Origin of the sequence: Streptomyces axinellae, from assembly GCF_039532135.1 — a bacterium.
GTDB lineage: Bacteria > Actinomycetota > Actinomycetes > Streptomycetales > Streptomycetaceae > Streptomyces > Streptomyces axinellae.
Window position 1 is genome coordinate 545,200 of sequence record NZ_BAAARJ010000001.1, and the last position, 19,597, is coordinate 564,796.

Below are 19,597 nucleotides of genomic sequence, written 5' to 3' on the forward strand. Positions count from 1 at the left end.
GGGGCGGACCTCGCTGCCCGCGGGGCCGTGCGCCTCCCCGGCGATCCTCGTGTTGTCCCAATTCCCCGGGGTGCGGTTCACTTCAGCCATGGATGATCACGTGCTGGCGGAACTCGCCGACGACCGCGCCCTGTTGGGGCGCACCAGCGCGGCCGAGCGGGTGGCCGACATCCTGCGCACCCGCATCACGGAGGGCGGCTTCCCGCCCGGTGCCCGGCTCGCCGAGGAGGAGATAGGCGGTGCGCTGGGAGTCTCACGCAACACCCTGCGCGAGGCGTTCCGGCTGCTCACCCACGAGCGGCTGCTGGTACACCAGCTCAACCGGGGCATGTTCGTCCGCGTGCTGACCGCCGAGGACCTGGAGGACATCTACCGGGTGCGCGGCCTGGCCGAGTGCGCCGTGCTGCGGGTGCTGGGAGCCCCGCCGTACCCGCTCGACGCCGTCGAGGCAGCCGTGGAAGCGGGCCGGCGCGCCGCCCGGCTGCGGCACTGGCGCGATCTGGGCACCGCCAACATGCGATTCCACCAGGCGCTGGTCGAACTGGCCGGAAGCCCGCGCACCGACGAGGCGATGCGGGGTGTGCTGGCCGAGCTGCGGCTCGTCTTCCACGTCGTGGACGATCCCCGGCGACTCCACGAGCCCTACCTGAGCCGCAACGAGGAGATCCTGCGCACACTCCAAGGCGGCGAGGCGCGCACCGCCGAACGACTCCTCGCCGGCTATCTCGACGACTCGCACCGTCAACTCGCCGGCGCGTACGCGGACCGGCTCGGCTGACCGGCGCCGGCGGCCCGTCCGCTCCCCTCGCCCGTCCGCCCCGGCCGCGCGTCCCCTGGCCGGGCGGAACGCCGGGGGAGCCGCGTAGGATCTCCCGGGTTCCCCGTGGCCGCGTGCCGTCCCACCGCGCCGGACGGCGGCCCGGAGGCGGGCGTACGGACCGTGACAACCGTGCCGTTTCGGCTCTTGTCAGTGCCAACGCTTAATGTGTCCGTCGTGACTGAGCACGCCATGACGAGCACCGCGCGGGGGAGAGGTGTCCCCGCCTCCTCCCCGGCCCCGGGCCCCGCCGCCGACGAGGGTCTGGCCCGGCGGCTGCGCGCGCTCGCCTGCACCGCGCCGCTGCACGATCTGGACACGCGCAAGGCCAACCTCGCGGGCGAGTACAGCACCTACGAGATGGCCGAGCTGGCCCTCGCCGCGATCGACCAGGTCACGCTCCAGATGGACTTCGACACCGGAGCCGATCACGAGCAGATAGTGACCAGGCTCCTGACCCGCGTCGCCGCGCAGGCACCGGGCCGGGATCCGGCCGAGCACGAGCGCGTCGCTCGCTGGGTGCTGGAGAATCTCATCAATGTCGGCAGCGTCGATCGCGGCTTCCGCGCCGTCTACGGCACCTTCGGCCCCGACGGCGTCTATGTGCGCAGGGACTACGACTTCAAGCTGATCGAGGAAGTCCCGGGCCCCGGCGGCAGCGTCTATCTGCGCACCACGGACGAGGCCGTCAACGTCCTGGTCGGCGCGCTCGACACCGACGTGACCAGCGCCCAGATCGCCGCCGAGGTCAAGCTGGAAGTCCTCATCAGCCGAGGCCGCCTCGCCGACGCGCAGCTCGCCGCCGAGCAGGCCCGCTACCGCACCGTCCAGTACGCGGAGACGCTGCGCCGCACCCTGGAGGCCACCCGCCGCGACGTACGCTCCGTGGACTGGCTGAGCGCCGTCCCCGACATGATCGCCGAAGCGCTCGACCACGTCGCCGACCGCTACCGCCATGAGAACGCGATCCTCACCAACATCCGCAAGGCCCGCGACGAGGCCGCCTCCGAGCGGGGCCCCGACCACAAGCGCCGTGCCGCCGAACTGGTGGACATCGTCAAGGACTGCATCCGCCGCCACACCCAGCTCCAGTCCCGGCTGCTGGAGGCCGGACCGCTCTTCCGTGCGGAGCAGGACCGCCAGGCGTTCGCCCCGCCCGCGGCCCGCGCCGGTCTGGACCTGTACGGGCAACTGCTCGCTCCCCTGCTGCCCCTTCCGGTGGAACGCGCCACCAGGGTGACCGATGCCTTCTTCGCGCGGGGCGCCGGATTGCGCACCCCCGGCGCGGTGCGCCTCGGGGATCTGACCGACCTGCTCCTGACCCCGGCCGCGCCCCGCGAGCACCTGGGTGCCGAGATGCCCGAGCCCGACCTGGTCGCCACCCCCGATGACAGCCGCTTCAGCGAGGAGCAGCTGGGAGCCGCCATGGAACTGCTCGAACTGCCGCCCGACGCGCCACGCCGGCTCTCCGGACTGCTGGCCGACGCCCGGCGCCGCGATCCCGAACTGCCTTATCTGGTCGCCCTGTTGGCGGTCCATGCGGCCAGCCCGCCGGTGGGGACCGCCTACCGGCAGGGTGAGCCGCGACTGCTGTTCGCGGTGGACGACGGCGAACAGCTCGATGATCCGGAGTTCGGCGGCGCCGACCTCATCGTCGGCACCGCCCTGCTGGACGCCGCGGGGATGGCGGCCGACCGGACGGAGGCGGCGTGACCACCGAGGGAGGAGGCCGCCCGCCCGCGGCACACGGGGACGGCGCGCGCGTGCCGGGCCGAGGAGCCGTCGCGCACCGAGGAGATGAGTGCCTGTGACCGACCGAGAAGAGCACCCGTGACCGAGTTCGCCGACTTCACGGCAGATCCCGAACAGGACCCGCCCGAGGGTACACGCGCGGCAGGGCCCGTCACCCCTGCCGACGCCGCAGATGCCGCGCGCCTGGTCTCCTTCGGCCTGCACCCCAAGCTCGTGCCGGCCCGGGATGCCGAGTACACCGAACTGCTGCGCCGCTATCGCGACGAGCCCGCCTTCGCCCGGCTCGCCGACGCGGTCGCCACCGGGCTCGGCCTGGTCGTCCTGGAGGTCTCCACCCGCGCCGGCATGGCGCTGGCGGCGGCCGAGGACTCGGTGTTCGCGGTCCGTATGGGCGACTACGCCCGCCGCGCGAGCGCCGATTCGGCCGACCGCTTCCTGCACGGCCTCGCCCACCTCGCCGTAGCCGCCATGGCCTTTCCCCGGCCCGAGGACCTCGCCGACGACGGCTACATCGGCCGCATCAGCGTCAACGGCGTGGACTCCTTCGTCCGGCAGGCGTGCCGCAAGCTCGACGAAAGAGCCGAGGCCGAGGGCGAGAACACCGATCCGGTCACCGACGCGCCCGGACTGGAGGCGGCCTGGCGGGTCTACGCCCGGCGCAGCTCGACCGGGGCCACCAAGGACGCCCGGCGGCTGGCCGGTTCGACCACCGGCATCATCGCCAAGGCCGTGGCCTTTCTCGCCGACTCCGGCTTCCTCCAGCGCACCGGCGACGACGCGGGAGGCACGTATCGCACCACGGCCCGCTATCAGCTCCAGGTCCGCGACATGGCGGGCAACTCCGCCATGGCCGAACTGCTGGAGCTGGGCGTCGTCCCCGTCTCCGACGGTACGGCCAGCCTGCTGCCGCCCCGGGACGGCGAGGACCTCGACCTCGCGCCGGACGCCGGGCTGCCCTTCCACTCCTGAGCCCCGCACCCAGGCGCCCGCCGACCGGACCTCGAAGGCATTCCGATCCTGGAGCGGCGCCCCGGCACCACGGCCGGCCGGCCCGTACTCCGTGCCGAACGGCAAACGACCGCAGTTACCAGCCCCGGCCGGTCCGGAGCAGACCGCCTCAGAACAGACCGCCCCAGAACAGATCAGCCCAGATCGGCCCAGCCGAGACCGACCGGCCCCACCGGCCAGGCCCGGTCGGACCGACCCGATAGACACGAGAGCCCGCTGCCATGTACGAGCTGTCCCGGATCCGCCTCTACTCCATCGGGCCCGCCGGTGCGCGCTACGCCGACACCGTGCTGGACCTGCGCGGAGTCGGCGCGACCGTCCCCAGCCCGGCCCCCGCGCAGGCGGACTTCTTCGAGGAGGAGCCCCATGGCCCGCCCCGCCGCCCCGCCCCGGCCGGCGTGCTGTTCCTGGAGAACGGCGGCGGCAAGTCCGTCCTCCTCAAGCTGATCTTCTCCGTGATGCTGCCGGGCCACCGCAACACCCTGGGCGGCGCCAGCTCCGGCGTACTCCGCAAGTTCCTGCTCGCCGACGACTGCGGCCATGTCGCTCTGGAGTGGCAGCACACCAGGACCGGCGAGACCATCGTCGTCGGCAAGGTCAGCGAGTGGCGCGGACGCCAGGTCTCCGGTGACCCGCGCAAGTTCGCCGAGGCGTGGTATTCCTTCCGCCCCGGCCCCGGCATGTCCCTGGACTCCCTGCCCGTGGCCGAGTCCGCCGCCCTGCGGCCCTCGGCGGAGGGCGCCTCGGCGGCGCGCGGCAGGCGCCGCACCATGAAGGGCTTCCGCGACGTCCTCACGGAGACGGGCAAGGCGTACCCCAACCTCGACGTCGCCTGGGAAGAGATCCACGAGCGCTGGAACGAACACCTCACCGGTCTGGGCCTGGACCCGGAACTCTTCCGCTACCAGCGCGAGATGAACGCCGACGAGGGCGAGGCCGCCGGTCTGTTCGCCGTCAAGAACGACTCGGACTTCACCGACCTGCTGCTCCGCGCCGTCACCGACACCCGGGACACCGACGGCCTCGCGGACCTGGTGCACGGCTTCGCCCACAAGCTGGGCCGGCGCGCCGAGCTGACCGCCGAGCGCGACTTCACCGCCGGCTCCCTGGACTTCCTGCACCGCATCACCGAGGCGGCCGGGACGCGCGCCCGCGCCCGCGAGATCCACGTCGGCGCCGAGCGCCGCACCCGTGCGCTCGCCCAACGCCTGTCCGCGCGCGGCACCCAGGAACACGGCCGCGCCGCCGAGCTGGCCGAGCAGCTGGCCCAGGCCCAGGAGTCCGTCACCGAGGCCGAGAGTGCCCGCTCCCGCGCCTCGGACATCGCCGCCGAACTCGCCTACCGGCACGCCTCCCTGGCGCTCGCCTCGGCGGAGAAGTCGGCCGCCGCGCAAAAGCGCGAGCTGAGCGAGGCCCGCACGCTGCACGCCGCGTGGCAGGCGGCCGAGACCGTACTCGCACACCGCACGGCCGCCGACCGCTCCGCGCGCGTGGCCGCCGCCATCCAGGAGGCCGAGCGGGACGCGGCCCCCGCCCTGGCTGCCCGTGCCAGGGCGGCAGCCGCACTCGTTCGCGCCCTCAACGCCTCGGCCGAGGACGGCGAGCGCATCGCCACCGAACAGGAGGAGCGCTCGGCCGCGCTCCAGAGCGAGAGCGAGAGCGCACACCGGGACGCCACGACCGCCGCCACCGAGGCCCAGCGCGCCCGCAGCGAGACCGGGCACCTGCGCCAGCGCCTCGCCGAGGTCGAGCAGGAGACCGCCGAGGCCGTACGGGCCGGGTGGCTGGATGACACCGGCCCGGACGCCGACCCGGCCCGCGCGGCGCTGGCGGCCAGCGACGCGGAGAAGACCGCCGTGGCCGCCTTCGAGTCGGCGCGCGAAGCCGCCCGGCGAGGGGCCGAGCGGGCCCGCGAGAGCGGCGTGGCACACGCGAGTGCCGAACTGGCCGCGGCACGTGCCGAAGACGCGGCGGAGGCGGCCGAGTCCACGTACGCGGCGGAGCGTGCCACGGCCGAGGCGCTCGGCGCCGAAGCGCGACTGGCCGAACTGCTGGGACTCCCCGCGGCCTGGGGCGGCCCGGCCGCCACCACAGCCGCATCCGCAGCCACCCCTTCCGTGCCGGGGCAGCGCGGCACCGCCGATGCGCGCGGCGCCCAGGCGGTCAACGAACAGGACCCGCAGGGACAGCCGGCTACGTCCGCCACGGGGCCGGGCCGATGGCAGTCCGCTGTGCAAGGTGCGCTGTCCGCCGAGGAGTTGGACCGCAACGCCGACACCCTCACCCAACTATTGGAGGACGGGGTCGCCGCCGCCGAGCGGCAGCTGTTCGAGCTGCGCACCAGGGCGGCAGAGGACTCCCGGATGCTCGGCGCTCTCGGCGACGGCGGGCTGCTGCCGCCCGGGCCCGATGTGACGGCCACCGTCGAATTCCTGGGCGAGCACGGCGTCCCCGCGCTGCCCGGCTGGCGCTACCTGGCCCAGGCCGTCGATCCCGCCGACCACGCCGCCGTGCTCGCGGCCCGCCCCGAACTGGTCGACGGCGTCGTCATCACCGACCCCGACAGCCACGCGCGCGCCCGCGAGGTCCTGGCCGGTGCCGCGCTGCTGCCCCGCTCGGCCGTCGCCGTCGGCACGTCCGCGGCGCTGCTGGCCCCCGCCCCGGCGCCCGGCTCCGGCGCGGAGAGCGGGGTCTTTCTCGTACCGCCCAACCCCGCGATGCACGACGAGCGCGCGGCCGACGACGAGCGCCGCCAGCTCAAGGAGCGCGCCGCCGCCCGCGACGAGGAGATCCGCTCCCTCGCGGCGCGGCTGTCCGCCGACCGGGCGCTCGGCGCCCGGCTCTCCTCCTGGCGCGCGGGATGCCCCCGGGGCCGCCTCGCCGAACTCGCCGACGCCGCTGCCGCCGCCCGCGAGGCCGCCGAACTCGCCCAGCAGCGCCTCCTCGACGCCCGGGGGGCCCGGCAGGAGGCAGACGAAGCGGCTGCCGAGACCGCACGAGTGCGCGACGAGCGTCAGGAGGAGGCGCAGCGTGCCCGGCGCAGCGCGGACGCTCTGGCGGGCCTCGCCTTCCGGCTGCGCGAGCGCTCCGGCTGGCAGACCCGGCTGCGCGAGCTGGCGGACGAGGCCGCCGCTGCCGAGGAGCGCGCCGCCGTGTGCGTCGAGCGGGCCGGGGCGGCAGACGAGGAACGGCGCGCAGCGCAGCGCGCTGCCGACGACGCACGCCGTACCGCGCGCACCCTGCGCGCCGAGCGGGCCGAGATCGCCGGTGTGCCCGACGACCCGGAGGAATCCGCCGCCGGCACGGCTGGTTCGGATCCCGATTCCGCATCCCGGCCCGAGGGCGAGTCCGGAAGCGATTCCGCCGAGGCGCACGGGAGGCAGCCGAACCGGGCCAGACAGCCGAAACAGACTGAGGCCGCCCGCCCCGCCTCCCTCCCCGACCTCCGGGAGGCATACCGCTCCGCCTCGCAGCTGTACGAGAAGGTGGGCGTCGGCGCCGACCTGCGCGCGGAGCAGGCCCGTGCCGAGAGCGACGAGTCCGCGGCACTGGCCACCCTCGACCGGCTCACCAACAAGGTGCGCACCCGGGCCGCCCAGCTCCTCGAAGGGCCCGACGGCGCCGACGGCCCCTCCCGCCAGGCGGCAGCCGCGCGCGCCGAAGCACTCGTACAGAAACTGGAGGCGCGCGGCTCGGAGGCCAGCGAGCAACTGGGCCGCCTGCGGGGCGAGGCCGAGCGCCTCGCCCCGCAGGACGGCGAGCGCCACACGGACCTGGCCGAGGAGTTGGTGCCCGCCGACGCGGCGCAGGCCCAGACGCTGCTGCGCACAGCCAACGCCGAACTGGCGGCGCGCGGCGACGACCTGGACGCCGCCCGTACGGTGCACGGCTCCTTGACGCGCGCCCACACGGCCGCCGAAGACGCGGCGGTCGGCTTCGACGAGACCGCCACGACGCTGCGCGACCTGCTGCGCGATCCTTCCCCGAGTTCTCAGCCCCGCCCGAAGGGGGGAGACCCCGACCCGGGCCCGGGGGAAGGGGAAGGCGAGGAGAGCGTCGAGCCCTACCCGGGCAGCCCGGCCGAGGCGCGGCAGGCCGCAGCCGAGGCCCGGCGCTCGCTGCGCGGCTGCGCGGCCGACCTCACCGCGGCCGAGCAGGCCCTGCGCGAGGCCGGCGACCTGCTCGTGCGGCACGCCAACTCCAGCCGCTACGAGCAGGTCCGCACCCCGGCCCGGCAGCAGATCCGTGAACTGCCCGCCGCCTCGCTGCCGGAGCACGCCGCCGCCTGGGCCGCAGCCTTCGCCCCCCGGCTGCGCGTGCTCACCGACGAGCTGACCCAGCTGGAGCGCAACCGCGACAGCATCGTCGACCGGCTGCGCGGCCTGGTGGAATCAGCCCTCACCACGTTGCGCTCGGCCCAGCGGCTCTCACGGCTGCCGGAGGGGCTGGGGGAGTGGTCGGGTCAGGAATTCCTGCGCATCCGCTTCGACGATCCCGACCAGGCGACCCTCACCGAGCGGCTGGGCGAGGTCATCGACGAGGCCACCCGCGCCGCCGTGCGCAAGAACTCCGACCTGCGCCGGGACGGCATGTCGCTGCTGCTGCGCGGGGTGCATGCCGCGCTCCAGCCGCGCGGGGTCTCCGTGGAGATCCTCAAGCCGGACGCGGTGCTGCGCGCCGAGCGCGTCCCGGTCGGACAGATGGGCGACGTCTTCTCCGGAGGCCAGCTGCTGACCGCCGCCATCGCGCTGTACTGCACCATGGCCGCGCTGCGCAGCAACGACCGGGGCAACGACAAGCACCGGCACGCCGGCACCCTCTTCCTCGACAACCCCATCGGCCGCGCCAACGCCACCTACCTACTGGAGTTGCAGCGCGCGGTGGCCGACGCGCTGGGTGTCCAGCTCCTCTACACGACGGGCCTGTTCGACACCACGGCGCTCGCCGAATTCCCGCTGGTGATCCGGCTGCGCAACGACGCGGACCTGCGGGCCGGACTGAAGTACATCAGCGTCGAGGAGCACTTGAGGCCCGGCCTGCCCCAGGCGGAGGCCGACGAGAGCGAGCCCGCCGTGCACGGCGAGATCACGGCGACACGGATGTTCCGCCGCCCCGGCGAGGACGCGGCGGACGCGCGGCCGGCGTCGGAAGCGGGCCGGACGGTGGCAGAGCCGAAGGGGGCCGAGCCGCTTCCCGGGCCTGAGCGGGGGCTTCCCGGGCCTGAACAGCCGGACGGGACACAGGAGAATGCGCCGGATGCCCGGAAGGACGTTCCCGCTCCTCAGCCGCCGCGGGACGAGCGGGACGAGGCACCCCGCTAGCCGCCCCGGCGCCTCGGCGCGGGGCGGCGGCCTCGCCCCGGCGGGCGGCGCGCGCCCGCTGCCGCGCGACGCTGCTCGGCTCGGAGAGGACGCCGTTGCGCTGCACCCACACCTGCCGCGTGATCCACACATCCAGGACCGCCCAGGTCGCCACGACCGTGCTGCCGACCGTGCACAGCACCATCGGAAAGGCCAGCCACACAGCGGCCATCGAGCAGAAGAACGCGACCATGAGCTGCACCAGCGTCAGCGCGACGATGATCACCGCGCGCACCGCCGCCGTCCGGACCGGGTCCGCGAGACGAGCTTTCGTGTACATCTCTTTCACTCCCCCTTCACGACCCCTCGCACCTCGTACGGTTCCATAAACGTGTCCTGTGCCACAAACTTCGAACGCCTGTAAGGGCATCGACGGACAACTCAGGATGAGGCAGGCTGGTCTGCCTGTTCCAACGGTCAGACGTCTCTACGAGTTGCCAGCGCCTCAGTAGTAAGCTCGCGCCGTTTGCTGTCGGTACACGCCCCCGCGCTGGGGAGGACGTAGGGGAGGCCATGCGCTTTCGCGGGAAGTCCATCCGCCGGAAGATCGTGGTGCTGCTGCTTGTGCCGCTGGTCTCGCTGGTGTCGATCTGGGGCTTCGCCACCTACATCACCGCCGTCGAGGCCAACAGCCTGTTGAGGCAGGACGAGATCACCCGCGAGGTCAGCAACCCCACCGAAGAGGCCGTCCAGGCCCTCCAGGGCGAACGCCGTCAGATCCTCGTCCATCTCGCCGACCCGGGCCGCGCCGAGAGCATGACGACCTTGCGCAAGCTCCAGCGGGAGACCGACCGCAAGGTCTCCGTCATCCGGCGCAACGCCTCCCACGGCGAGCTGCGCTCCGACCTCGGCCCGGACGCCGACGCCCGCCTCGACGAGCTCCTGGAGGCGCTCGACGGCCTGGGCAAGCTGCGCTCGCAGGTCGGACACAACACCATCACCCGGGGCGGCGCCTTCCAGGCGTACAACGAACTCGTCGATCCCGCCTACGCGTTCATCGGCTCCCTCAACGGGGTGGACGACGCCGGCCTGGAAAAGCAGGGGCGGGCCCTGGTCGGCGCCACCCGCGCCCGCGAATACCTCTCGCGCGAGGACTCGCTGATGGCCGCGGCCTATGTCGCGGGCGAGTTCACCCGGGGCGACCAGCGTGCGCTGTCCGACCGCGTGGCCGAGCGCAACATCACCTACCAGACGAATCTGTCCGCGCTGCCCGCCGCCGACCGGCAGCTCTTCGAGGACTACTGGGACGGCACCGACGGCCGCACCCTGCGCAGTTACGAGGACGCCGTCATCGCCGCCGGACCGCGCAGTTCCACGGGGCCGGTCAGCCCCGAGCGCTGGCACTCGGCCATGAACACCGCGCTGGACGACCTCGACCGGCTGGGGAAGAAGGCCCAGGACCGCTACGACGAGCGCATCGCTCCCGTCGCCACCCGGGTGCTCATCCAGGCCGCCGCCGCCGGAGTCCTCGGCTTCCTCGCCGTCCTGGCCTCGCTCGTGATCTCCTTCCGCGTCGGACGCGGGCTCATACGCGACTTGAACGTCCTCCGCAAGGAGGCCAATGAGTCCGCCGGGGTGCGCCTTCCCAGCATGATGCGCCGCCTCGCCGCGGGCGATCAGGTGGACGTCGAGACGGAATCGCCCCGCCTGAACTACCCGCCGGATGAGATGGGCCAGGTCGGCCAGGCGCTCAACACCCTCCAGCGGGCCGCTGTCGAGGCCGCCGTCAAACAGGCCGACATGCGGCGCGGCGTCTCCGAGGTCTTCGTCAACCTCGCCCGCCGCAACCAGGTCCTGCTGCACCGTCAGCTGACCCTCCTGGACGCCATGGAGCGCCGCACCGAGGACTCGGACGAGCTGGCCGACCTCTTCCGCATCGACCACCTCACCACCCGCATGCGCCGCCACGCCGAGGGCCTGGTCATCCTCTCGGGTGCCGCACCCGCCCGGCAGTGGCGCAAGCCCGTACAGCTCATGGACGTCGTCCGCGCGGCCGTCTCCGAGGTGGAGGACTACGAGCGCATCGAGGTGCGGCGCCTGCCCCGGCTGGCCGTGGACGGCGGAGCGGTGGCGGACCTGACGCATCTGATCGCCGAACTGCTGGAGAACGCCACGGTGTTCTCGCCGCCGCACACCGCCGTGCAGGTGCTGGGCGAGCGCGTGGTCAACGGCTTCACCCTGGAGATCCACGACCGGGGCCTGGGCATGACAGCCGAGGCGCTGCTGGACGCCAATCTGAGGCTCGCCGAGACCCCCGAATTCGAACTGTCCGACACCGACCGGCTCGGCCTGTTCGTCGTCTCCCGGCTCGCCCAGCGCCAGGGCGTCCGTGTCTCGCTCCAGCCCTCGCCCTACGGCGGCACCACGGCCGTCGTCCTCATCCCCGGCGCCGTTCTCACCGAGACGCCGGGCAGGGACAACGAGGTGGCCGCCGGGCGCAGCCCCGCCACCGGGAGCGGACCCCGCCGCCGCGGGGGCGATGCCGAGCCGCACGGCCCCAGACCTGGGGCAGAGCGGGGGGAGGCGGCGGATCCGCTCTCCCAGCCGACCGTCCCGCTGCTGGAGGGCGGCCGTGAGCGGCGCCCGCTCGACGGCCCCGTCGAACTGGAGGCCCCGCTCGACGCTCCCGAAGCGCGCGGCACCGGCGGCAGGCCCCTCCGCAGGCGGGAGCGCGGCGGCTCGACGGCACCGGCCGCACCCAACGGCGAGCAGCACCAGCAGGCACGGGACGAGACGGGCCCCGCCTCCCGCGGGCCCTCCCGGGGTGGGACTCGTACCGGCCGCCGCACCGGAGAGCCGGGCCTACCGGACGAACCCGCCTCGTCGCAGGGGCCCGCACCGCTGCCGCGCAGGCGTCCGGGTGCACCGGTACTGGTCTCCGACCACGGCCGCCCGGTGGACGGCGCCCGCCAGGCCCTCGGCGGCCAGAAGCGGAGCGGGGAGTGCGACCGGGACGGCGACCGGAACACGGGCGCGGCCACCGACAGCGAGGAGAACGGCACGACTCGGCTGCCCCGCCGTCGCAAGCCCGCACCCGCGCCGACCCCCGCGCCGGCCGAGGAGACCCGGGCTCCCGCCGGCACCCCCGATGCCGCGTCCGCCCCCCGCCCCGGGGCCTCCTCCGAGGGGTCGGCGAACACCGGCGGGCTGCCGCGCCGCGTCCGGCAGGCCAGCCTCGCACCGCAGCTCAGGTCCGACTCACCGGCTCCGGACAACGCCGGCCCCGGGCCCGCCCCCGGAAAGGGGCCGCGGGCCACCCCGGCGGTCGGCCCGGCCGAGCGCGACGCCGAAGAGGTACGCAGCAAAATGGCCTCCCTCCAGCGCGGCTGGGAGCGCGGCAGGCGGCACAACGAGGAGCTGGAGGACGCCGGACGCACGGACACCCGGCACAAGGCCGCACCCGGCAGGCACCACCACGAACACGACGCGCACGGCGCCAACGGCCCGCACAGCGCGAATGACGCACACCGCGCCGACGACGCACCCAGCAGCGCCCCCGACCCGTCGGGGGACGCGGCGGGGGAGCCGGCACAGGGAACAACACCGGAGGGGGACGGTCGATGACCGCACCGAACGCCGCAGCGCACCATGCCACGGGCGGCGAACTCAACTGGCTGCTCGACGAACTGGTCGAGCGCGTCGGCAGCATCCGCAAGGCGCTCGTCCTCTCCGGGGACGGCCTCGCCCGGGGTGCCTCGGAAGGGCTCAGCAGGGAGGACAGCGAGCATCTGGCGGCTGTCGCTTCCGGTTTCCACAGCCTGGCCAAGGGCGTGGGCCGCCACTTCGAGGCCGGAGACGTCCGTCAGACCGTCGTCGAGCTGGAAGAGGCGTTCCTCTTCGTCACCGCCGCGGGCGACGGCAGCTGCCTGGCCGTGCTCTCCGAGGCCGATTCGGACGTGGGTCTGGTCGCCTACGAGATGACGCTGCTGGTCAAGCGTGTAGGTGTGCACCTGGGCACCGCGCCGCGCACCGCACCGGCCCAGGACAGTGATACCGCCCGTACCGACTGACAGCACGAGCCGGGGTCGCCGGGGGACGAAGGATGAGGAAGCGAGGGGACGGGCGCTGGCCATGACGGACCGATGGTTCGACGATGCGGCGGGACCCGTGGTGCGGCCGTACGCGATGACGCGCGGTCGTACGCGCAGCAGTGCCGAGGAGGCACAACTCGACCTCATCGCCCTCGTGATCGCCGACAGCACCCGGCGCGCCCCGGCGGACGGCGCGATTCGCGACGCCGTGGAGGAAGACCCGCTGGCGGACCGCACGCTCGCCCCCGAGCACGTCGAGATCGTCACGCTCTGCCGCCGCTCCGCCCTCTCGGTCGCCGAACTGGCCGCCGAACTCGACCTGCCGGTCGGAGTCGTACGCGTCCTGATCGGCGACCTGATGGAGGCCGAGCTGGTGCGCGTGACCCGTCCCGTTCCTCCGGCGGAACTGCCGGACGAGAGCATCCTGAGAGAGGTGATCAATGGTCTTCGGGCGCTCTAAACGGGGCGGCAAGGCCGCACCCGTCGAGCCGGTCACACTGAAGATCCTGGTCGCGGGCGGCTTCGGGGTCGGCAAGACGACCCTCGTGGGAGCGGTCAGCGAGATCAGACCGCTGCGCACCGAGGAGACCCTCAGCGAGGCGGGCCGGCCGGTGGACAGGACCGACGGGGTGGAGTCGAAGTCGACGACCACGGTGGCCATGGACTTCGGCCGCATCACCATCCACGACGAACTGGTGCTCTACCTCTTCGGCACCCCCGGCCAGGACCGGTTCTGGTTCCTGTGGGACGAACTGGCGCAAGGGTCCCTCGGTGCCGTCGTCCTGGCCGACACCAGACGGCTGGAGAAGAGCTTCGCGGCCATCGACTACTTCGAGCGGCGCGGCATCCCCTTCACCGTGGCCGTCAACTGCTTCGACGACGCCATGCGTTACCCCATCGAGACGGTCCGCGAAGCGCTGGACCTGGACGGCGAGGTACCGGTCATGCTGTGCGACGCGCGCTCGCGCGAGTCCTCGCGGGACGTGCTGATCTCGGTCGTCGAACACGCCCTGCGCGCTTCGGCCCGGACGACGGCCGCCACCCAGGCGGTGGAGCGCACCCGCGCCCGCACCTGACCCGCCCGTGCCCGGATCAGGGGCACGGGCGGGCCGGGCCCGCTGGGTACGGGCCGGGCCGCGGGGGCGCGGCTAGCCCGCGTCCTCCTGGTGCCAGCCGAAGCTGCGCTCGACCGCCTTGTGCCAGTTGGCGAACTCCCTGTCGCGCTCCTCCGCGCCCATCCGCGGAGTCCATTCGGCATCCCGCTTCCAGTGCGCGCGCAGCTCATCCAGGCTCGACCACACCCCGGTGGCCAGGCCCGCGGCGTAGGCGGCTCCCAGGCAGGTCGTTTCGGAGACCACGGGACGGATCACCGGCACACCCAGCACGTCCGCCTGATGCTGCATCAGCAGCCCGTTCGCGGTCATGCCGCCGTCCACCTTGAGCGTGGTGATCTCCACGCCCGAGTCCTGGTACATCGCGTCCACCACCTCACGCGTCTGCCAGCTGGTCGCCTCCAGCACGGCGCGGGCCAGGTGCGCCTTGGTGACGTAGCGGGTCAGGCCGGTGACGACACCGCGCGCGTCCGAGCGCCAGTAGGGCGCGAACAGGCCGGAGAAGGCCGGGACGATGTAGGCGCCGCCGTTGTCCTCGACGCTCGCGGCCAGCGGTTCGATCTCGGAGGCGTCGCCGATGATGCCGAGCTGGTCCCTGAACCACTGCACCAGGGCGCCGGTGATGGCGATGGAGCCCTCCAGGCAGTAGACGGGCGCCTCGTTCCCCAGCCGGTAGCCCATCGTCGTCAGCAGTCCGTTCTTGCTGGGCACCGGGCGGTTGCCGGTGTTGAGCAGCAGGAAGGAGCCGGTGCCGTAGGTGTTCTTGGCCTCGCCCACCCGGTAGCACGTCTGCCCGAAGACCGCCGCCTGCTGGTCGCCGAGGGCCGAGGCGACCGGCACGCCGGCCAGGACCCCGACGGCCGTGCCGTAGACCTCCGAGGACGACTTGATCTCCGGCAGCACCGCCGCCGGGATGCCCATCGCGTCCAGCACGCTCTGGTCCCACTCCAGCGACTCCAGGTTCATCAGCATCGTGCGGGACGCGTTGGTCACATCGGTGACGTGCGCGCCGCCGTCGGTGCCGCCGGTCAGGTTCCAGATCAGCCAGGAGTCGATCGTGCCGAACGCGATCTCGCCGTTCACCGCCCGCTGCCGCAGCCCCGGCACGTTCTCCAGCAGCCAGGCCACCTTGGGCCCCGCGAAATAGCTGGCCAGCGGCAGTCCGGTGCGGTCGCGGAAGCGGTCTTGGCCGTCCTCCCCGCCCAGCTCCGTGCACAGCGCCGAGGTGCGGGTGTCCTGCCAGACGACGGCGTTGTGCACGGGCGCACCGGTCGCCCGGTCCCACAGCACCGTCGTCTCGCGCTGGTTGGTGATGCCGACGGCACTGAGCTCGTCGGCCCGCAGCCCCGCACCGGCCAGCGCCCCGGCGACCACGCCCTGCACCTTCGACCAGATCTCGGTGGCGTCGTGCTCCACCCAGCCGGGCTTGGGGAAGATCTGGCGGTGCTCGCGCTGATCGACGGCGACGATGGCGCCGTGCTGGTCGAAGATGATGCAGCGGCTGGAGGTGGTGCCCTGGTCGATGGATGCGACGTATGTGTCCGTCATGCTTGACGACCCCTCAGTAAGTGGGTAAGGACGGCGTTATCAGAGTGCGGCATCACACGGCGGCCTCGCAGATCAGCGCGCCCGGCACTCCGCCGAACAGCGGGCCCGCCACCGGTACGCCGGAGGCCGGGGAACCGGCGTTCCGCGACGAGTGTGACGGCAGTGTTCAGCCGGCCCGCGGGGTCGTCAAGGCCGGGGACACAACCGGGCGCGCGGGTTCAGCGGACGGCGACCACGGCCGAGCCGTGCCCGAACAGCCCCTGGTTCGCGGCGATCCCGGCCCCCGCCTGCGGAACCTGCCGTTCCCCCGCCTGCCCCCTCAGCTGCCGGGTGAGCTCGCACACCTGGGCGATGGCCTGCGCGGGAACCGCCTCGCCGAAGGAGGCCAGTCCGCCGCTCGTGTTCACCGGGATCCGGCCGCCCAGTGAGGTGGCCCTCGTCCGCAGGAGCTGCGCACCCTCGCCGGGTGCCGCCAGCCCCAGGTCCTCATACCACTGAAGCTCCAGCGCGGTGGACAGGTCGTAGACCTCCGCGAGGCTCATGTCACCGGGCCCGAGCCCGGCCTCCTCGTAGGCGCTGTGCGCGATCGACGCGCGGAAGGAGCGCTCACCGGCCGGCACCCCGGCCGCGGAGTCGGTCGCGATGTCCGGCAGGTCCAGCACGGTGTTCGGGTAGGAAGGGGTGACGGTGGAGACCGCGCGCAGGCGCACCAGCGGGCTCGTGGGGGCGTGCCGCCGGGCGAAGTCCATGCCTGCCAGCACCAGTGCGGCCCCACCGTCGGAGGTCGCACAGATGTCCAGGAGTCGCAGCGGGTCGGCGACCACCGCCGAAGCGGCGACCTCCTCGGCGCTCACCTCCTTGCGGTAGCGGGCGTACGGATTGAGGGCGCCGGCCCGCGCGTTCTTCACCTTGACGTGCGCGAAATCCTCCGGCGTATCGCCGTGCAGCGCCATCCGGCGGCGCGCGTACAGCCCGAAATACGCGGGGTTGGTCGCGCCCAGCAGCCGGAAGCGCAGCCAGTCGGGGTCCTCGGGCCGTTCGCCCCCGGCAGGCCGGAAGAAGCCCTTGGGTGCCGAGTCCGCGCCCACCACCAGCACCACATCCGCCAGTCCTGCCAGGATCTGCGCCCGTGCCGTACCGATGGCCTGCGCCCCCGAGGCGCAGGCCGCGTACACGCTGGTGACCCGCGCGCCCTGCCAGCCCAGCGCGCGGGCGAACGTCGCCCCCGCCACATAGCCGGGATAGCCGCCGCGCACGGTGGCGGCGCCCACGACCGAGCCGACGTCCCGCCACTGGAGTCCGGCGTCCGCGAGTGCTTCGCGCGCCGCCTTCACGCCGTACGCGGTGAAGGGATGCCCCCACTTGCCCCACGGGTGCATCCCCGCGCCGAGGACCGCGACGTCGCCGCTCACGGCCGCGTCCCGCTCTCGTCCGCCGGGAGGGGCCGCCAGTTCCAGGTCGCCAAGGTCCGGCCGTCGCCACCGGTCTCCCGCAGCACACCGGGCACCAGTTCGGCCGCCATGCCCACCGTGAGCTGACCGGTGGTGGTGCCGGGCGGCGCCTGGCCGAGTACGACCAGCCGCTCGGCCGCCAGCTCAACGGCGAGCAGCACGAACGGTTCCCACGCGCTGCCGGGGTCCGAGAGGTAGGGCGCGGGCGGACGGTAGCGCGCGTCGGTGAAGGACCAGAGGCGGCCCCGGCGGGAGAGCGGCACCTCCACAAGGTCCTCGCTGCCGCAGCCGGGGTTGCGGCACGTGAGGTCCTCGCGCGGGAAGAAGACCGAGGCGCAGGCCCGGCACCGTGTGCCCAGCAGTGTGAACGCCGCTCCCTCCGCGGTGAACCAGCCCTCCACGGCGGGCGCATGAGTGCGCGGCACAGCCCCTCCCGGACCTGAGAACTGACGGGTCGTCAGGAAGTCTGACACGTGCGCGTTCCGACTGTCACGGGGATGTCACCAGATACTCACACGCACGTACGCCCTGCGGATCTTCCGAACCGGTGCGGGGGGACCCGCGTCCACTCAGAACAAGAACGGTGGCGCGGGGCCGACGGGGGTGGTCCTGTGCCACCGTTCGTCTTTTCCCCGCCCCCCATTCCCTGGTAGAGGAGGGGACCATGAGACACATCCGCTCCGCCTTCCACGCCTCGGCCCTCGCGCTCGCCCTCCTCTCCCTCGCGACGGCGCCCGCCTCGGCCCACACCGCCCCTCCGGACCCGGCACCCCGGACGGCCTCGGCGACCCCAGCGGGCCCGCCGCGCGCTCACCGCGACCAGGCCCCCGAGGAGTTCGTGGCCCTGCGGGACATCGCGCCGACCATCCGGCAGGAGATCCGCTACTACACCCCGCACAATTTCGTCGGCACGCCGATCGACGGCTACGAGCGCCCGATGTGCATCGTCACCAAGGACACCGCCAAGGCCCTCGCCCGCGCACAGCGCTCCCTCCTCAAGCGCGGCTACACCCTCAAGGTCTACGACTGCTACCGCCCCCAGCGCGCCGTGGACCACTTCGTCCGCTGGGCCGAGGACCTGGACGACGAGAAGATGAAGGGCGAGTTCTACCCCCAGGTGGAGAAGAACCGGCTCTTCGCGGACGGCTACATCTCCGAGAAGTCCGGCCACAGCCGCGGCAGCACCGTGGACATCACCCTCGCCAGGCTCCCCGCCGCCCCCACCCGCCCCTACCGGCCCGGTGAGCCCCTCGTCCCCTGCTACGCGCCCAAGGCCGAACGCTTCCCCGACAACTCGGTGGACGCCGGCACCGGCTTCGACTGCTTCGACACCCTCTCCCACACCGACGACCCCCGCATCACCGGCACCCAGCGCGCCAACCGCCTGCTCCTCAAGGAGACCCTGGAGCGCGGCGGCTTCACCAATCTGCCCGAGGAGTGGTGGCACTTCACCCACAAGCCGGAGACCTTCCCCGACACCTATTTCGACTTCCCCGTCTCCCCGCGCTCCCTCCCCGCCCACCACTGACCGCCCGCGCCCGGGGGCAGGCCGCGCGAGCCCGGCCCGGTGCCGCTACGTTGGGCGCCACACCCGCACACACCCGCGAAGCGGGAACCGGCGCACCAGCAGCCCTCGACAAGGAGAGCCCGCCATGACAGAACGCACGGAGCCCCGGCAGACAGAGATCGACACCTCGATCCCGCACTCCGCGCGCATCTGGAACTACCTCCTGGGCGGCAAGGACCACTACGCCGTGGACCGCGCGGCCGGCGACAAGGTGTGCGAGGTCTTCCCCGGCATGGTCGACATCACCCGCCACTCCCGCGCCTTCACCGGCCGGGTCGTGCGGCATCTCGGCCACGAGGCGGGCATCCGGCAGTACCTGGACATCGGTACGGGCCTGCCCACCGTCGACAACACCCACGAGATCGCCCAGCGGGTGGCGCCCGAGTCCCGGATCGTCTACGTGGACAACGACCCGCTGGTACTCGCCCACGCGCAGGCCCTGCTGACCAGCACCCCGCAGGGCGCCACCAGCTACCTGCACGCCGACGTGCGCGACCCCGACGCGATCTTGACCGCCTGCGCCGAGACCCTTGATCTGAGCCGCCCCGTCGGCCTGATGCTGATGGGCATCCTCGGCCTGGTCAGCGACTACGACGAGGCCCGTGCGGTAACCGTACGCCTGCTCGACGCGCTGCCCTCCGGCAGCTACCTGGCGCTCAACGACGGCAGTACCACCGACCCCGACTATGTCGAGGCCATCCGCCGCTTCAACGCGAACAGCGGCGCCGTTCCCTACACTCCGCGCACCCCCGAGCAGATCACGGGCTTCTTCGAGGGCTTGGAACTGCTGGAGCCGGGCGTCACCTCCTGCCCCCGCTGGCGCCCCGAAGCGCTCCCGTTCGGCGAGCCCCCGGAGATCGCCGTGCACGGCGGACTCGCCCGCAAGCCCTGACACCGGGCGCGGGGGCGCAACCACCGGCCCCCGCGCCCGCCTTCACCCGCCACGCGCTC

At 73.3% G+C, this 19,597-nt stretch carries 14 protein-coding genes; 11 read left to right on the plus strand and 3 right to left on the minus strand.

Annotated elements, in window-relative coordinates; translation table 11 throughout:
• The first annotated feature begins 88 nt into the window (after positions 1 to 88).
• The 9 genes from ABD339_RS02265 to ABD339_RS02305 all read left to right on the plus strand — a co-directional run bounded on the left by ABD339_RS02265 (position 89) and on the right by ABD339_RS02305 (position 14,044).
• Positions 89 to 778, plus strand: a complete 690-nt coding sequence (locus ABD339_RS02265) for a GntR family transcriptional regulator (RefSeq protein WP_344561532.1) — start codon at positions 89 to 91, stop codon at positions 776 to 778.
• Between the two features lie 231 nt (positions 779 to 1,009).
• Positions 1,010 to 2,530, plus strand: coding sequence for a hypothetical protein (locus ABD339_RS02270; RefSeq protein WP_344561620.1), 1,521 nt, complete (start codon positions 1,010 to 1,012; stop codon positions 2,528 to 2,530).
• An 84-nt stretch (positions 2,531 to 2,614) separates the two neighbouring features.
• Positions 2,615 to 3,538, plus strand: a complete 924-nt coding sequence (locus ABD339_RS02275; RefSeq protein ID WP_425575855.1) for a hypothetical protein — start codon at positions 2,615 to 2,617, stop codon at positions 3,536 to 3,538.
• Positions 3,539 to 3,798: 260 nt separating this feature from the next.
• Positions 3,799 to 8,898: a hypothetical protein gene (locus ABD339_RS02280; protein ID WP_344561536.1), complete on the plus strand. Its 5,100-nt coding sequence runs from the start codon at positions 3,799 to 3,801 to the stop codon at positions 8,896 to 8,898.
• Positions 8,899 to 9,017: 119 nt separating this feature from the next.
• Complete coding sequence (locus ABD339_RS02285; RefSeq protein WP_344561538.1) at positions 9,018 to 9,266, plus strand: hypothetical protein; 249 nt, start codon at positions 9,018 to 9,020, stop codon at positions 9,264 to 9,266.
• Between the two features lie 184 nt (positions 9,267 to 9,450).
• Positions 9,451 to 12,501: a sensor histidine kinase gene (locus ABD339_RS02290; RefSeq protein ID WP_344561542.1), complete on the plus strand. Its 3,051-nt coding sequence runs from the start codon at positions 9,451 to 9,453 to the stop codon at positions 12,499 to 12,501.
• Positions 12,498 to 12,947 (plus strand): roadblock/LC7 domain-containing protein, encoded by a 450-nt coding sequence (locus tag ABD339_RS02295; protein WP_344561543.1) that lies wholly within the window; start codon positions 12,498 to 12,500, stop codon positions 12,945 to 12,947. Before ABD339_RS02290 ends, ABD339_RS02295 begins: the two co-directional genes overlap by 4 nt.
• Positions 12,948 to 13,008: 61 nt before the next feature.
• A complete protein-coding gene (locus tag ABD339_RS02300) occupies positions 13,009 to 13,428 on the plus strand; it encodes a DUF742 domain-containing protein (RefSeq protein ID WP_344561544.1) in 420 nt (139 codons plus the stop codon).
• A complete protein-coding gene (locus ABD339_RS02305; protein WP_344561546.1) occupies positions 13,409 to 14,044 on the plus strand; it encodes a GTP-binding protein in 636 nt (211 codons plus the stop codon). Before ABD339_RS02300 ends, ABD339_RS02305 begins: the two co-directional genes overlap by 20 nt.
• Positions 14,045 to 14,116: 72 nt before the next feature.
• On the opposite strand, the gene glpK is transcribed toward ABD339_RS02305, so the two are convergent.
• The 3 genes from glpK to ABD339_RS02320 all read right to left on the minus strand — a co-directional run bounded on the left by glpK (position 14,117) and on the right by ABD339_RS02320 (position 17,504).
• Positions 14,117 to 15,628, minus strand: coding sequence for a glycerol kinase GlpK (gene glpK, locus ABD339_RS02310; protein WP_344561548.1), 1,512 nt, complete (start codon positions 15,626 to 15,628; stop codon positions 14,117 to 14,119).
• 218 nt (positions 15,629 to 15,846) lie between these two features.
• Positions 15,847 to 17,040, minus strand: coding sequence for a lipid-transfer protein (locus ABD339_RS02315; RefSeq protein WP_344561550.1), 1,194 nt, complete (start codon positions 17,038 to 17,040; stop codon positions 15,847 to 15,849).
• Positions 17,037 to 17,504, minus strand: coding sequence for a Zn-ribbon domain-containing OB-fold protein (locus ABD339_RS02320; RefSeq protein ID WP_344561552.1), 468 nt, complete (start codon positions 17,502 to 17,504; stop codon positions 17,037 to 17,039). Before ABD339_RS02320 ends, ABD339_RS02315 begins: the two co-directional genes overlap by 4 nt.
• Before the next feature lie 239 nt (positions 17,505 to 17,743).
• Between ABD339_RS02320 and ABD339_RS02325 the strand changes: the two genes are divergently transcribed.
• Both ABD339_RS02325 and ABD339_RS02330 read left to right on the plus strand, forming a co-directional pair.
• A complete protein-coding gene (locus ABD339_RS02325) occupies positions 17,744 to 18,607 on the plus strand; it encodes a M15 family metallopeptidase (RefSeq protein ID WP_344561554.1) in 864 nt (287 codons plus the stop codon).
• Positions 18,608 to 18,731: 124 nt separating this feature from the next.
• A complete protein-coding gene (locus tag ABD339_RS02330; RefSeq protein ID WP_344561556.1) occupies positions 18,732 to 19,538 on the plus strand; it encodes an SAM-dependent methyltransferase in 807 nt (268 codons plus the stop codon).
• Positions 19,539 to 19,597: the final 59 nt, after the last annotated feature.

Bases quoted from the DNA above. Each gene is read 5' to 3' on its own strand.
- ABD339_RS02275 (WP_425575855.1), top strand. From the start codon at position 2,615: ATGAGTGCCTGTGACCGACCGAGAAGAGCACCCGTGACCGAGTTCGCC.
- ABD339_RS02330 (WP_344561556.1), top strand. From the start codon at position 18,732: ATGACAGAACGCACGGAGCCCCGGCAGACAGAGATCGACACCTCGATC.
- ABD339_RS02300 (WP_344561544.1), top strand. From the start codon at position 13,009: ATGACGGACCGATGGTTCGACGATGCGGCGGGACCCGTGGTGCGGCCG.
- ABD339_RS02290 (WP_344561542.1), top strand. From the start codon at position 9,451: ATGCGCTTTCGCGGGAAGTCCATCCGCCGGAAGATCGTGGTGCTGCTG.
- ABD339_RS02280 (WP_344561536.1), top strand. From the start codon at position 3,799: ATGTACGAGCTGTCCCGGATCCGCCTCTACTCCATCGGGCCCGCCGGT.
- ABD339_RS02270 (WP_344561620.1), top strand. From the start codon at position 1,010: ATGACGAGCACCGCGCGGGGGAGAGGTGTCCCCGCCTCCTCCCCGGCC.
- ABD339_RS02295 (WP_344561543.1), top strand. From the start codon at position 12,498: ATGACCGCACCGAACGCCGCAGCGCACCATGCCACGGGCGGCGAACTC.
- ABD339_RS02265 (WP_344561532.1), top strand. From the start codon at position 89: ATGGATGATCACGTGCTGGCGGAACTCGCCGACGACCGCGCCCTGTTG.
- glpK (WP_344561548.1), bottom strand. From the start codon at position 15,628: ATGACGGACACATACGTCGCATCCATCGACCAGGGCACCACCTCCAGC.
- ABD339_RS02325 (WP_344561554.1), top strand. From the start codon at position 17,744: ATGAGACACATCCGCTCCGCCTTCCACGCCTCGGCCCTCGCGCTCGCC.
- ABD339_RS02305 (WP_344561546.1), top strand. From the start codon at position 13,409: ATGGTCTTCGGGCGCTCTAAACGGGGCGGCAAGGCCGCACCCGTCGAG.